General features: G+C 67.1%; 15 protein-coding genes. 9 read left to right on the forward strand and 6 right to left on the reverse strand.

What is annotated here, in order from left to right; all coding sequences use genetic code 11:
• Positions 1-45: 45 nt before the first annotated feature.
• The 3 genes from ACFXIV_RS29725 to glp are packed head-to-tail and all read right to left on the reverse strand — an operon-like array spanning position 46 to position 2,725.
• Positions 46-465 (reverse strand): molybdenum cofactor biosynthesis protein MoaE, encoded by a 420-nt coding sequence (locus tag ACFXIV_RS29725; protein ID WP_379398807.1) that lies wholly within the window; start codon positions 463-465, stop codon positions 46-48.
• Positions 458-1,486 (reverse strand): bifunctional molybdenum cofactor biosynthesis protein MoaC/MoaB, encoded by a 1,029-nt coding sequence (moaCB, locus tag ACFXIV_RS29730; RefSeq protein ID WP_379398806.1) that lies wholly within the window; start codon positions 1,484-1,486, stop codon positions 458-460. Before moaCB ends, ACFXIV_RS29725 begins: the two co-directional genes overlap by 8 nt.
• A gap of 33 nt (positions 1,487-1,519) precedes the next feature.
• Entirely contained in the window at positions 1,520-2,725 is a 1,206-nt protein-coding gene (glp, locus tag ACFXIV_RS29735) for a gephyrin-like molybdotransferase Glp (protein WP_379398805.1), read from the reverse strand.
• A gap of 107 nt (positions 2,726-2,832) precedes the next feature.
• Between glp and moaA the strand changes: the two genes are divergently transcribed.
• The 3 genes from moaA to ACFXIV_RS29750 all read left to right on the forward strand — a co-directional run bounded on the left by moaA (position 2,833) and on the right by ACFXIV_RS29750 (position 4,616).
• Positions 2,833-3,891 carry a GTP 3',8-cyclase MoaA gene (gene moaA / locus ACFXIV_RS29740; RefSeq protein ID WP_379398804.1) on the forward strand — a complete coding sequence of 353 codons (1,059 nt, stop codon included), beginning with the start codon at positions 2,833-2,835 and terminating at the stop codon, positions 3,889-3,891.
• Positions 3,884-4,126, forward strand: a complete 243-nt coding sequence (locus ACFXIV_RS29745) for a MoaD/ThiS family protein (RefSeq protein ID WP_354835084.1) — start codon at positions 3,884-3,886, stop codon at positions 4,124-4,126. Before moaA ends, ACFXIV_RS29745 begins: the two co-directional genes overlap by 8 nt.
• A 91-nt stretch (positions 4,127-4,217) precedes the next feature.
• Positions 4,218-4,616, forward strand: a complete 399-nt coding sequence (locus ACFXIV_RS29750; protein ID WP_379398803.1) for a DUF1003 domain-containing protein — start codon at positions 4,218-4,220, stop codon at positions 4,614-4,616.
• 72 nt (positions 4,617-4,688) lie between these two features.
• Here the strand turns inward: ACFXIV_RS29750 and nadE are convergent, their stop codons facing one another.
• Positions 4,689-5,525: an ammonia-dependent NAD(+) synthetase gene (gene nadE / locus ACFXIV_RS29755; RefSeq protein WP_379398802.1), complete on the reverse strand. Its 837-nt coding sequence runs from the start codon at positions 5,523-5,525 to the stop codon at positions 4,689-4,691.
• Positions 5,526-5,554: 29 nt separating this feature from the next.
• A complete protein-coding gene (locus tag ACFXIV_RS29760; RefSeq protein WP_354835348.1) occupies positions 5,555-6,133 on the reverse strand; it encodes a helix-turn-helix domain-containing protein in 579 nt (192 codons plus the stop codon).
• 210 nt (positions 6,134-6,343) lie between these two features.
• On the opposite strand from ACFXIV_RS29760, the gene ACFXIV_RS29765 reads away from it, so the two are divergent.
• From ACFXIV_RS29765 to ACFXIV_RS29790, 6 genes are all read left to right on the forward strand, one after another.
• Positions 6,344-6,910 (forward strand): NAD(P)H-dependent oxidoreductase, encoded by a 567-nt coding sequence (locus ACFXIV_RS29765; RefSeq protein WP_379398801.1) that lies wholly within the window; start codon positions 6,344-6,346, stop codon positions 6,908-6,910.
• 158 nt (positions 6,911-7,068) lie between these two features.
• Complete coding sequence (locus ACFXIV_RS29770; RefSeq protein ID WP_379398800.1) at positions 7,069-7,917, forward strand: G1 family glutamic endopeptidase; 849 nt, start codon at positions 7,069-7,071, stop codon at positions 7,915-7,917.
• A 452-nt stretch (positions 7,918-8,369) separates the two neighbouring features.
• Entirely contained in the window at positions 8,370-8,609 is a 240-nt protein-coding gene (locus tag ACFXIV_RS29775) for a redoxin NrdH (protein ID WP_040860114.1), read from the forward strand.
• A 63-nt stretch (positions 8,610-8,672) separates the two neighbouring features.
• Entirely contained in the window at positions 8,673-9,143 is a 471-nt protein-coding gene (gene nrdI / locus ACFXIV_RS29780) for a class Ib ribonucleoside-diphosphate reductase assembly flavoprotein NrdI (protein ID WP_379398799.1), read from the forward strand.
• A gap of 59 nt (positions 9,144-9,202) precedes the next feature.
• On the forward strand, positions 9,203-11,284 hold the full coding sequence (gene nrdE / locus ACFXIV_RS29785) for a class 1b ribonucleoside-diphosphate reductase subunit alpha (RefSeq protein WP_379382821.1): 2,082 nt from the start codon (positions 9,203-9,205) through the stop codon (positions 11,282-11,284).
• A gap of 77 nt (positions 11,285-11,361) precedes the next feature.
• Entirely contained in the window at positions 11,362-12,327 is a 966-nt protein-coding gene (locus ACFXIV_RS29790; protein WP_379398798.1) for a DUF2332 domain-containing protein, read from the forward strand.
• A gap of 345 nt (positions 12,328-12,672) precedes the next feature.
• Here ACFXIV_RS29790 and ACFXIV_RS29795 read toward each other — a convergent pair.
• Positions 12,673-13,002, reverse strand: a 330-nt coding sequence (locus tag ACFXIV_RS29795; protein ID WP_379398797.1) for an HNH endonuclease signature motif containing protein, incomplete at its 5' end; no start/stop codon positions are given.

Genomic DNA, 13,002 nt, shown 5'->3' on the forward strand with positions numbered 1-13,002 from the left:
CGGCGCTGCCCAGCCTGACGATCGATCGACGCTTTGCCGGCCGGATCACCCGCAGGCGTTGACCCATTCCGAGAGGCCGTCGGTGAACATCTGGCGCTTCCAGATGGGGACCTCGTGCTTGATGCGGTCGACCAGTTCGGCGCAGGTGGTGAAGGCTTCGGCGCGGTGGGGCGCGGCGACGGCGACGACGATCGCGAGATCGCCGATGGTCAGGGGGCCGATGCGGTGCACGGCCGCCACCGGCAGTCCGGAGGACTCGGAGACTTCCGTGCACACCTTGCGCAGGAACTCCTCGGCCTGCGGGTGCGCCGAGTACTCCAGCGCCGAAACCGATTGCCCGCCATCGTGATCGCGCACCTTGCCGGTGAACACCACGATGCCGCCGTGCTCCGGCCCGCTAACCGCCCGCTCCACCTCGGCCGGATCCAGCGGTTGATCGCTGATCCGGGCCAGCAGTTCACTCATGGCTGCCTCCTCCGGCCACCTGGGCCAGCAGATGTTCGAGAAGCGGTGTCAGTACGGCCATGCCGTCCTTCACCCCGCCCGGCGAACCGGGCAGATTGACGATCACGGTGCGTCCGGCCAGGCCCGCCACGCCCCGGCTGAGCGCGGCGAGCGGGAACTTGGCGGTGCCCGCCTGGCGGATGGCGTCGGCCACGCCCGGCAGCTCCCGATCGAGCAGGGCCAGCGTCGCCTCCGGGGTGGCGTCGGTGGGGGAGGCCCCCGTGCCGCCGGTGCTGATGACCAGATCCGGCTCGGTGGACAGTGCATTCGCGAGGCCGAAGGCGATATCCGCGTCCGCGAACACCAGCGGCCCACGCACCGAGAAGCCCTGCGCGCCCAGCCATTCGGTCAGAACGGGGCCGGTGGTGTCCTCGCGGCTACCGGCGGCGACCCCGGTCGAAGCGACCACGACGGTGGCCGTCCGGCCCGCGCCTGCGAGCGGAGTCGTTGCGGCAGCAGTCTTTTCGTGCTTCTCGTGCCGGTGGTGGTGCTCGCCGTGGTGGGCCTCGGCCTCCGGCCGCACCCAATGTCCGTGCTTCCCGCCCTCTTTGGTGATCAGCCGCACCCCGTTCAGGGTGGCGGCCGGATCCACCGCCTTCACCATGTCGTGCAGCGTGAGGCCCGCGACCGCTACCGCGGTCAGCGCCTCCATCTCGACGCCGGTCGGGCCCTTGGTCTTGGCGCTCGCCTCGATGGTGATGGTGGTGTCGGTGAAACCGAAGTTCACGGTCACCGACGACAGTGCCAGCTGATGGCACAGCGGAATCAGCTCGGAGGTCTTCTTCGCGCCGTTGATGCCGGCGATGCGCGCGGTGCTGAGCACATCGGCCTTGGGCATGTCGTCGGCGCGGACCAGCCGGATGACCTCCGCGGTGGTCTGCAGTTCGCCTGCGGCGACCGCGATGCGCGCGGTGTCGGCCTTCGCGCTCACATCGACCATGCGGGCGCGACCTTCACGGTCGACATGCGACAACTCACTCATGGCAACCACCTTGGCACAGGGGGAACGTGTCGTTCACAGCGGCCGGACCTCGACAATCGTGCCCGCCGGCAGCTCGGTCGCGGTGGCCGGAACATCGATGAGGACATCGGCGTGGGCCATGGCGGCGATCAGATGTGAGCCCTGGCCCGACACCAGCGCCACCCCGCCCTCGGCGAGCTTGCCGCGCAGGAACTGCCGCTTCCCGGCGGGGGACCGGACCGGTTCCAGCAGTGGCAGTTCGGAAATCGGCAGCGCGGGCAGGCCCGCCAGCTCGCGCAGGATGGGCCGGGCGAAGACCTCGAAGGACACCATGGTGCTCACCGGATTGCCCGGGAAGCTCAGCACCGGCACCTCGTCCACCATGCTCAGCCCCTGCGGGCCGCCGGGTTGCATTGCCACCGCGCCGAATTCGCCGCCCCGCGCCGACAGCACCTCCTTGACGACCTCGAAGTCGCCCATGGAGACGCCGCCGGAGGTGAACACCACATCGGCCTGCGCCACCGCCTCGGCCAGCCGGGCCCGGAACTCCTCGTGGTCGTCGGTCGAATGCGCCACCGACACCACCTCGACACCGTTGTCGGTGAGGGCCGCGGCCAGTGCGATGCCGTTCGAGTTGAAGATCTGGCCGGGCAGCAGGGTCGCCCCGGCGGGCCGCAGTTCGTCACCGGTGGTGAGGACTGCCGCGTACACGGGACGCCGCACCGACAGTTCGCCCAGCCCGACCGCCGCCAGCGCCGCGATGTGCCGGGGCCGCAGCAGGGTGCCCGCGGCCGCCAGCAACTGCCCGGCGCGCACATCGGTGCCCGGCTCGCGCACGAAATCGCCACTGGCACGGCTGGTTCGGATCGTCACGGTGACGCCGTCGGACTCGGTGTGCTCCACCGGCACCACGCAGTCCGCCCCGGGCGGCACGGGTGCACCGGTCATCACCTTGACGGCGCTGCCAGCGGGCAGCGTCAGCTGCTCGGTGTTCCCGGCCGCGACTACGCCGACCAGCGGCAGGGTCGCGGGGACGATGGCCACCGACTCCGCGAGCACCGCGTACCCGTCCATGGCCGAGTTCCGGAACACCGGCAGATCCAGGGGCGCGTACACATCCACGGCCAGCCGCCGCCCCAGCGCCCGGTCCATCGGCACCGTCTCGGCGGAGCGTCCGGCCAGCGGCCGGAGCACATCCTCGATGCGTCGGCGGTGGTCGTCGACGGGTCGGGCCGGGGCTAGCGCGTGCCGGGAACTCATGCCGGTGAGCCTATACGCGGGTGGATCCTCCAGGCCGTGACCGGCTGTTCGCCGGGCTCGCCTCGTAGGAATCTACGAACACTTGCGGTCCCGGCAATAATGGTGCCATGACCGTGGTCGCGATGGGTATGCCCGCTGTGCGAACCGGGCGGCCCGCGATGGACGGACGCCCGGACACGCCCCTGCTGCTGGACCGTTTCGGCCGGGTCGCGCGGGACCTGCGGGTATCCATCACCGAGAAGTGCTCGCTGCGCTGCACCTACTGCATGCCGGAGGAGGGCCTGCCACCCATCCCCGCCGACGAACTGCTCTCCACCGAGGAGATCGTGCGTCTGGTGACGCTCGCGGTCCGCGAGCTGGGTGTGCACGAGGTGCGATTCACCGGCGGCGAACCGCTCATGCGGCGCGATCTGGAAAGCATCATCGCCGGTTGCCATGCGGCACTGCCGGATACGCCGCTCGCCATGACCACCAATGGCGTCGGGCTCGAGCATCGGGCGCGCGGACTGGCCGCGGCCGGGCTGCGGCGCATCAATGTCTCGCTCGACACCGTGGACCGCGACGGCTTCCGCCGGCTCACCCGCCGGGATCGCCTCGATTCGGTGCTGGCCGGGATCCGCGCCGCCATCGCGGCCGGGCTCGCCCCGCTCAAGGTGAACGCGGTGCTCATGCGCGAAACCCTGGACGGCGCGGCCGATCTGCTGCAGTGGTGCCTGGACGAGGGCGCGGAGCTGCGGTTCATCGAGGAGATGCCGCTGGACGCCGACCACGAGTGGGCGCGCGCCAATATGATCACCGCCGCCGAACTCCTCGACGTGCTCGGCACCCGCTTCGACCTGACCGAGACCGGCCGCGAGGATCCCTCCGCGCCCGCCGAACGCTGGCTGGTCGACGGCGGCCCGGCCACCGTCGGCATCATCGCCTCGGTGACCCGCAAGTTCTGCGCCGACTGCGACCGCACCCGCCTGACCGCCGACGGCCGGATCCGCTCCTGCCTGTTCAGCGACCAGGAGTACGACATTCGCGCCGCGCTGCGGTCCGGCGCGACCGACGCCGATATCGCCGGACTGTGGCGCGGCGCCATGTGGAACAAATCGGCCGGGCATGGCATCGACGCCGCCGGCTTCGTTCCGCCCGAACGAACGATGGGAGCCATCGGTGGTTGAGGTCCGCTATTTCGCCGCGATCGCCGATGCGGTCGGCAAGGAGAAGGAAACCCTGGACCTGCCGTCCGGGGCCACCGTCGCCGACCTGCGCACCACCCTCTCGGCGGTCTACGGCCCGAAGCTGGACCCCATGCTGAAGGTCTGCGCCTACCTCATCGGCGACGAACTCACCCGCGACGCGGCCACCCCGCTCTCCCCGCGCGTGGACGTGCTGCCCCCGTTCGCGGGCGGCTGACCCGCGGCGCAGCGCCGCGCCGCCGCGAATTTCACTGCCGGGCGCTAACATTCGCCGGTCCCCGCACGCCCTCGCCAGGAGACCGATCCGAATGACGCACGCCCCCCGGCCCCAGCACCCCGCCGTCGCGAAAGTGCGGCAGGATCGTGCCGCCAGTCTCCAGCTGCGCGTGGCCGACTGGATCACGAAGTTCGCGGGCTCGATGCCCTTCGTCTACATCCACGCGATCGGCTTCGCGGTGTGGATGATCTTCCTCGAGAAGAGCCCCTGGCCCACCCTGACCCTGGTGGTCTCCCTGGAAGCGATCTTCCTGTCCACCTTCGTCATGATCGGCCAGAACCGCCAGGCCGATTTCCAGCAGGCCAAGGCCGATCACGATTTCCAGGAGCAGGAACTCGAGCTCAAGACCAATACCGAACTGACCCGGGCCATTCACGCCATGACGGCGGAGCTGCACCGCCGCCTCATCGAGGACGCGGATCAGAAATGAGCAGCGCCCGCTGCTCGATTCACAGATGTGCCCGCTGCGCGTGAGCGCAGCGGGCACGAGGTCCGGAGCGGGCTACTTCCACCAGGTGTCGAGCGGGGTCACCGGGACGGTGCGCTTGTGGCGGGTGTTCCGGAAGATGGTCTCGACCCGCTCGGAGACCTCGGGGGCGACGGGCTTGCCCTCGAGGTAGTCGTCGATCTGGGAGTACTCGAGGCCCAAGGCTTCCTCGTCGGGAAGCGAGGGGCGATCGTCCTCGAGGTCGGCGGTCGGGACCTTCTGCCAGACGCTCGGCGGCGCGCCGAGTTCCTGTAGCAGCGACGCGCCCTGACGCTTGGTGAGACCGGTCAGCGGGGTGATGTCGACGCCGCCGTCACCGTACTTGGTGAAGAAGCCGGTGACCGCCTCGGCGGCGTGGTCGGTGCCGACGACCAGCATATTGAGCTGACCGGCGATGGCGTACTGCAGCAGCATGCGCTCGCGAGCTTTGATGTTGCCGCGCACGAAGTCTCGCAGGCGGGGCTCCTCGTGCAGTTCTACGATGCCGAGAGCGGCTTCTCCGGCGGCGGCGTCCGCGCTGGGCTTGACGTTCACCACGACCGACCGGTCGGGCTGAATGAACCGCAGGGCGATCTGGGCGTCTTCCTCGTCGAACTGGACGCCATAGGGCAGGCGCGCGGCCACGAAGGTGGCGACGTGGCCCTCGGCGCGCAGCTCCTCGGCGGCGAGCTGGCACAGGCGACCCGTGAGGGTGGAGTCCTGGCCGCCGCTGATGCCGAGCACGAAACCGGTCGCGGGCGTGGAGCGCAGATAATCCTTGAGGAAGTCGATGCGCCGCCGCACTTCGGTTTTCGGTTCGATGTCCGGCAGGACGCCCAATTCGGCGATGATCTGTGCGCGCAGGTTCCCCATGGCCACACTCTACTGAACGGCCGGCGGCTCTATTGACCGACGGGAGCGGTCACCTGCCGGACCAGGTGTTCCCAGTGATCGCCCACCTGGTCCAGGGTGTAGCGCAGTTCGCGGATCTGGTGCAGCACCAGCCCGGCGTCCAGGCTGGCCAGCAGCGTGTCGGCGGTCAGCGAGATGTCGCCGGGCGCGCCAGCCTGCCGGAGCAGCAGGGCGACATGGGTTTTCGCGATGTTGTAGGGCGGGCCGGAGTACTGCCCGCCGATGTCGGCGTTCTTGCGCACGTCGCCCTCCACCTCGACCAGGGCCAGGCGCGCCCGCCCGAAGGCGATCAGCCGCTCCACGGGCGGCGCGCCCGGGCCCAGCGGCGGCGGCCCGAACATGTAGGCCCACTGGAGTTTCTGATCGGATTGGTCGAGCAGTGCCAGCATGAGCCCGGCCCGATTGCCGAAGCGCCGGAACACCGTGCCCTTGCCGACGCCGGCCAGCTTGGCGACCGCGTCCATGGTGACGCCGTCCGCGCCGCACTGGCGGACCAGCTGTTCGGCGGCGTCGAGCAGCAGCTGCCGGTTGCGGGCGGCGTCGCTGCGCTCATGGCTGCTGCCGGGCATGAGCAGCGGCACCGAGTGCGCGGGCGGCCGCTGCGTGCCGACGGGTTCGATCGGCAGCGCGATGCTCGGCAGGGCCGGAACGACCTCATCCGGTGAGGTGTCGCGTGTCACAGGCTCTCTGCTCCTACCCGGGAATGTAAGCGGACTGCAGTCCGGTTACAGTCTATCGAAAGTTCCGCTGCTGAGTCAGTAACCCTTGGAGTGATCATCATGTCGCAGACCCGCATTCTCGTTCTGGTCGGCAGCCTCCGCGCCGCGTCGATCAACCGCCGCCTCGCCGAGGCCGCCGCGAAGGCCGCCCCGGAGGGCGTCGAGCTCGCGATCTACGAGGGACTCGGTGAGATTCCTTTCTACAACGAGGACGTCGACGCCGAGGGCAAGGTCCCGGCCACCGCGCAGGCGCTGCGTGACGCCGTCGGCGCCGCCGACGCGCTGCTGCTGGTGACCCCCGAATACAACGGCACCCTGCCGGCCGTACTGAAGAACGCCATCGACTGGGCCTCCCGTCCGTACGGCGCGGGCGCGCTCAAGGATTTCCCGGCCGCGGTCATCTCCGCGTCGATCAGCCCGAACGCCGCCAAGTGGTCGCACGACGACGCCGTCAAGGCGCTCGGCGTGGCCGGTGCGAAGGTGGTCGAGGAGGCGTCGCTGAACTTCGGCGTCATCGGCCAGCGCTTCGGTGAGACCCACCCGGCCGACGATGCGGAGGCCCTGACCCAGCTGGCCGCCACCGTGCACCTGCTGGCGGAGACCGCCAACGCGCGAGCGAACGTCTGACAGCTCGGGCGAACATCCAGAATACGCAGTGATCACTCGCTGAATTCAGCACAAGGCCACGGCTTTTGAGTCGTGGCCTGTAGCTTTTCTCGGACAAATCGGGCTACCGTCACACCATGAAGCTATCAACGGGCAACACTGTGTTAGGCCGTTGTTTCATGGCGGTTACCCTGGCCGTCTCCGCCGCCTCGGTGGTGGTCAATGCGGCCGACGCGGCGGCCGAGTCGTATGTCCGTCTCTACCTGGGCAACTGGGCCGGGTATGTGGTGCGGGGGGAGTTCCGGGAGGTCAGCGCCACCTGGGTGCAGCCGCGGGTGGACTGTCTCGATCCGGGCATCCTGCAGCGCGTGGTGCCCTGGGTGGGATTGAACGGCGCCGCCGGGCTCGACAATCAGGTCGCACTCCCGCTCGTGCAGACCGGCGTCGAATCCCTGTGCGCCAGTGACGTGGCCGTGTACGCGGCCCTGCCGGGTCTGCAGGTCGAATCCGCCGCCGCGGGCCTGGCGTACGCCGATCCGGACCTGGCCGGGACGGTCATGAACGCCGGAGGCAAGCTGTCCGACCTGCTGGGCGCGGCCGCGGACGGCCTGTGCTCGCTCGGTCTCTTCGGTGGTGCCTGCACCCCCGATACGCAGGTCGACGGCTGGTGGGAGCGCTATCCCGACGCGCCGGTGAGTTACGACGACGTGGTGGTCCGGCCTGGCGACACCATGCATTCGGTGGTCAGCTGGGACCGCGGGCGCTACGTCATGACGCTGGAGAACCGCACCGCGAAATGGTCCCGCACCACGGTCTCCGCCTCTCCGGTGCCCGCCCATACCGCGGAGATCATCGTCGAGGGCCATCTCAGCGGCGCGCTGCCCGGTTTCGATCCGATCACCTTCACCGACATCACCATCGACGGTCTGCCACTGGCGGCCTATGACGCCGACGCCTATGGGATCGCGGCCACCAATCGGTTGCTGACGCCCGGTCCGATCGACGGCGCGTCCTTCACCATCCGGTAGAGCGGGCGCAAACGCCGCGACACGCCGAGCGGAGCGGGGGACCCTGGAATTTGGGGCAGGGCTCGGCCGGGTGGCAAACCGGGTGGTCGCTCGAGTCTGCTGTGACTCGTGGGATGGGTGTTGATCAGCGGTGATGGTGTGTTTGCTGGAAATGAACTGAATGCCGAAATTGTGATGTGCGTCGCAGTCGTGTCGAGTTGCGAATCGAGTGTCCAGGTACTTACGACACCGGAATTTCACCTTTGTGAGTCGCAACATGTCGTGTTGTGTGAATCTGTCGGCCACTAGGTGTAGTGTCTTGGGAGCTGGAAGGCCACTAGGTGAACACCTCGAAATTCACCGAGCGACCAGGGGCTTCGGTTCCACTTCCAGGGGTTTGCGCACTTACTACGTGGATCTTGTTTGAGCCGTGCACTGCAGACAGATCAAAGGCTAAGGAGAAGGGGATACCAATGACCATCACCGTTTACACCAAGCCCGCTTGTGTCCAGTGCAACGCCACGTACCGCGCCCTCGACAAGGCTGGTGTCGACTACAGCGTCATCGACATCTCCGAGAACCCCGAAGCCCGCGACTACGTCATGGCCCTGGGCTACCTGCAGGCCCCCGTCGTCGTCGCCGGTGACGATCACTGGTCCGGCTTCCGCCCGGACCGCATCAAGGCTCTGGCCGACATCGTCGCCGTCGCCTGACGCCGCGCCGCCGGTCAGGGCCGGTGGCCTCCTGCAGGTTCGTCCGAATCGAAAGGAGGGGAGATGGCCGAGATGTCCAGCGCGACACCGAATCTGGTCTACTTCTCGAGCGCTTCGGAGAACACGCACCGCTTCGTCGAACGACTGGGGCTGCCCGCCGTTCGCATACCGCTTCACACCGCTGACTCGCTTCGCGTCGACCAACCCTTCGTGCTGATCGTCCCCACCTACGGGGGAGGTCGGCACGTTTTGGGTGGGCAGCGATCCGACAAGGAATTCGTGCCCCGCCAGGTGGCCAAGTTCCTCAACGACCCGCACAACCGCGCCCTGCTGCGCGGCGTGATCGCGAGCGGCAACACGAACTTCGGCGATACGTACTGCTATGCGGGAGAAGTGATCTCACGTAAGGCAGGGGTCCCGTACCTGTATCGCTTCGAACTCATGGGAACTGCTGAGGACGTAGAGCGCGTCCGAGAGGGATTGGGATTGTTTTGGCAACGACAACAGCACCGGTCGGAAAGACTGCCCGCGTAGAGCGCCCCGTCAGCGGCGACTCCGCGACCGAGGGACTCGACTATCACGCCCTCAACGCGATGCTGAACCTGTATGGCCCCAACGGCGAGATCCAGTTCGACAAGGACCGGGAAGCCGCGCATCAGTACTTCCTGCAGCACGTCAACCAGAACACGGTCTTCTTCCACAATCTGGAGGAGAAGCTCGACTACCTGGTGCGCGAGAACTACTACGAGACCGAGGTTCTCGACCAATACTCGCGTGAGTTCGTCAAGCAGCTGTTCAAGCAGGCGTACGCCAAGAAGTTCCGGTTCCCGACCTTCCTGGGCGCGTTCAAGTACTACACCTCGTACACGCTGAAGACCTTCGACGGCAAGCGCTACCTGGAGCGTTTCGAGGACCGCGTGTGCATGGTGGCCCTGGCCCTGGCCGCCGGTGACGAGACCCTGGCGCGCGAGCTGGTCGAGGAGATCATGGACGGCCGCTTCCAGCCGGCCACCCCCACCTTCCTCAACTCGGGCAAGCAGCAGCGCGGCGAGCCGGTGTCCTGCTTCCTGCTCCGCATCGAAGACAATATGGAGTCGATCGGCCGCTCCATCAACTCCGCCCTGCAGCTGTCCAAGCGCGGCGGCGGTGTTGCCCTGTTGCTCAGCAATATTCGTGAGGCCGGCGCGCCGATCAAGAAGATCGAGAACCAGTCCTCCGGTGTCATCCCGATCATGAAGCTGCTGGAGGACTCGTTCTCCTACGCCAACCAGCTGGGTGCGCGGCAGGGCGCGGGTGCGGTGTACCTGCACGCGCACCACCCCGACATCTACCGGTTCCTGGACACCAAGCGGGAGAACGCGGACGAGAAGATCCGCATCAAGACGCTGTCGCTGGGTGTGGTGATTCCGGACATCACCTTCGAGCTGGCGAAGAAGAACGAGGACATGTACCTGTTCTCGCCGTACGACGTGGAGCGCATCTACGGCGTGCCGTTCGCCGACATCAATGTGACCGAGAAGTACTACGAGATGGTCGACGACAAGCGGATCCGCAAGTCGAAGATCAAGGCTCGCGAGTTCTTCCAGACCATCGCCGAGCTGCAGTTCGAGTCGGGCTACCCGTACATCATGTACGAGGACACCGTGAACCGGGCCAACCCGATCGCGGGCAAGATCACCCACTCCAACTTGTGCTCGGAGATCCTGCAGGTCTCCACCGCGTCGGAGTTCAACGACGACCTGTCCTACGCCAAGGTGGGCAAGGACATCTCGTGCAACCTGGGTTCGCTGAACATCGCCAAGACCATGGACTCGCCGGACCTCGGCAAGTCGGTCGAGGTCGCGATTCGCGCGCTGACCGCGGTGTCGGACCAGACCCACATCTATTCGGTGCCCTCGATCGAGCAGGGCAACAACGAGTCCCACGCCATCGGCCTGGGCCAGATGAACCTGCACGGCTACCTGGCGCGCGAGCGGGTCCACTACGGCTCCGAAGAGGGCGTGGACTTCACCAACATCTACTTCTACACGATCGCCTACCACGCGATCCGTGCCTCGAATCTGATTGCGATGGAGCGGGGTTCGGCGTTCGGCGGTTTCGCCGACTCGAAGTACGCCACCGGCGAGTTCTTCGACAAGTACACCGACCAGGCGTGGGAGCCCAAGACCGACCGCGTCGCCCAGATCTTCGCCGACGCCGGCGTCCACATCCCCACCCAGGACGACTGGCGAGCGCTGAAGGCGTCGGTCATGGAGCACGGCATCTACAACCAGAACCTGCAGGCGGTGCCGCCGACCGGCTCGATCTCCTACATCAACCACTCCACCAGCTCCATCCACCCGGTGGCGTCCAAGATCGAGATCCGCAAGGAAGGCAAGATCGGCCGCGTCTACTACCCGGCCCCCTACCTGACCAACGACAACCTCGAATACTTCGAGGACGCCTACGACATCGGCTACGAGAAGATCATCGACACCTACGCCGCGGCGACGCAGCACGTCGACCAGGGCCTGTCCCTGACCCTGTTCTTCAAGGACAGCGCCACCACCCGCGACGTCAACCGGGCCCAGATCTACGCCTGGCGCAAGGGCATCAAGACCCTCTACTACATCCGCATCCGCCAGATGGCCCTGGAAGGAACCGAAGTCGAGGGCTGCGTGAGCTGCATGCTCTGACAGGTGCTATCGATAAGGGCGTCCCGGCAACTGCCGCGGACGCCCTTTTTCGTGAAAGCCGATGTGGGGGAGGCAGGATGGAAACCGCCGATCGATACCGGGCATTCGCCGAGAAGGAGGTACAGGGCTACTCGCCCTGCTACGAGCACTGGTGCCTCGGAATCGCCGGGGACGCAGAGCTTCTCGTCCTCATCGACACCCTGCCCGTGCACAAGCGCCAGCCCAATCTGATCCTCGGTGCGGCCCGCTACCTGGGCGTGACGGTGGGGCCATTCGAGGAGTTCAAGGACTTCCTGATCACCAACTGGCCCGGGGTCCGGGATGTCGCCATGACCCGTCGCACCCAGACCAACGAGGTGGGCCGGACCGCGACCCTGCTCCCGCTGCTCGCCCGTCACGGCTCGGATCCGTTGGCGCTCATAGAATTCGGAGCCTCTGCCGGACTGTGCCTGTACCCCGACCGGTACAGCTACACCTACGACGACGGCCCCACCCTCGACCCCCGGGACGGGCGCTCGACCGTCGTCCTGCCATGCGCCACCACCGGCAACCCGCCACTGCCCACCGAACTACCGAACGTCGTGCACCGCGCGGGTATCGACCTCAACCCGCTCGATGTCCGGGATCCCGAGGACATGCGCTGGCTGGAATCTCTCGTCTGGCCCGAACAGCGAAACCGCCTGGACCGCTTGCGCAATGCCGCCGCCACCGCCCGGGAGAACCCGCCGCATCTGGTGCGGGGCGATCTCAGCAATGCCCTGGCGGACCTGGTCCACGAGGCTCCTTCCGATATACCCGTCATCGTTTTCGGTAGTGCTGTTCTGCTCTATCTGGCCCGCGCCGACCGTGCGGCTTTCCCGGCGATGATGCGACAGCTTCCATGTGAGTGGATTACCAATGAGCCGCCGGGAGTAGTTGATTTCGGCACCGATGTACTCCCGGCTGGACCGGCAGACGTGCACCTGGTACTTGCATCGAACGGCGTTCCGATGGCGTATACGCGCCCGCACGGGCAGAGCCTCGACTGGTTCGGGAAGTGCTGAATGGCAAAGGACCAGAAGACAAAAGCCGAAGAACCAAAACCAAAGAGAGAAAAGATCAAAGGACAAAGATGCCTGGAGGAGAGAGGGGACCGAGCTTGCGAGGCCGATCTCCCGTTCCAGCCCGCACCTTTTTGAAGCTTTATGTCGGTGTGTCTGTAGAAGGTTGTCCGTGCAGTCCGTGGGCCGGGATCGGCGGGTAGCGGCTCCCAGGTTGGCGTGAGCCCAAGTCCGGTAGGGCACGCGGCGCAACTACGCTGTCTCGTCCCTGCGTACGCCGGTTGGGCACGAGCAGCCGGTGTGGACGCAGCCCGAAGGGCCCCACCTTCGGTGAGGCTCGATCGGGGATTAGGGACGTGACCACCATCGCACCGGTGGGCGGGTGCGGTCGCGGATCTGGGCCAGCTTGGCGGCCATCAACTCCCCGGCGTGGTGGCGGTCGTTGACCTGCGGGGTCCGGGACGGGTCGATATGCGCTGGCGCGATCCACCCCGTGCGCCCGGCGTGTTCGGAGTCCGGGGGCATGACAACGGTTTTCCAGCCGCCAGGCCCGTCGTGGATCATCGCGTGACAGGCATCGCAGGCCAATGTCAGGTTCTCGATGTCGGTGGCGCCGCCGTGGGCCCATTCGGTGATGTGGTGCACGGCGCTCATGGTGGCCGGAGCATTACAGCCGGG

Origin of the sequence: Nocardia sp. NPDC059236, from assembly GCF_042754085.1 — a bacterium.
Classification (GTDB): Bacteria; Actinomycetota; Actinomycetes; order Mycobacteriales; family Mycobacteriaceae; genus Nocardia.

Bases quoted from the DNA above. Each gene is read 5' to 3' on its own strand.
- ACFXIV_RS29770 (WP_379398800.1), top strand. From the start codon at position 7,069: ATGGCGGTTACCCTGGCCGTCTCCGCCGCCTCGGTGGTGGTCAATGCG.
- ACFXIV_RS29760 (WP_354835348.1), bottom strand. From the start codon at position 6,133: ATGCCCGGCAGCAGCCATGAGCGCAGCGACGCCGCCCGCAACCGGCAG.
- ACFXIV_RS29750 (WP_379398803.1), top strand. From the start codon at position 4,218: ATGACGCACGCCCCCCGGCCCCAGCACCCCGCCGTCGCGAAAGTGCGG.
- nrdE (WP_379382821.1), top strand. From the start codon at position 9,203: ATGCTGAACCTGTATGGCCCCAACGGCGAGATCCAGTTCGACAAGGAC.
- nadE (WP_379398802.1), bottom strand. From the start codon at position 5,525: ATGGGGAACCTGCGCGCACAGATCATCGCCGAATTGGGCGTCCTGCCG.
- ACFXIV_RS29775 (WP_040860114.1), top strand. From the start codon at position 8,370: ATGACCATCACCGTTTACACCAAGCCCGCTTGTGTCCAGTGCAACGCC.
- moaCB (WP_379398806.1), bottom strand. From the start codon at position 1,486: ATGAGTGAGTTGTCGCATGTCGACCGTGAAGGTCGCGCCCGCATGGTC.
- nrdI (WP_379398799.1), top strand. From the start codon at position 8,673: ATGGCCGAGATGTCCAGCGCGACACCGAATCTGGTCTACTTCTCGAGC.
- moaA (WP_379398804.1), top strand. From the start codon at position 2,833: ATGACCGTGGTCGCGATGGGTATGCCCGCTGTGCGAACCGGGCGGCCC.
- ACFXIV_RS29790 (WP_379398798.1), top strand. From the start codon at position 11,362: ATGGAAACCGCCGATCGATACCGGGCATTCGCCGAGAAGGAGGTACAG.
- ACFXIV_RS29725 (WP_379398807.1), bottom strand. From the start codon at position 465: ATGAGTGAACTGCTGGCCCGGATCAGCGATCAACCGCTGGATCCGGCC.
- ACFXIV_RS29765 (WP_379398801.1), top strand. From the start codon at position 6,344: ATGTCGCAGACCCGCATTCTCGTTCTGGTCGGCAGCCTCCGCGCCGCG.
- glp (WP_379398805.1), bottom strand. From the start codon at position 2,725: ATGAGTTCCCGGCACGCGCTAGCCCCGGCCCGACCCGTCGACGACCAC.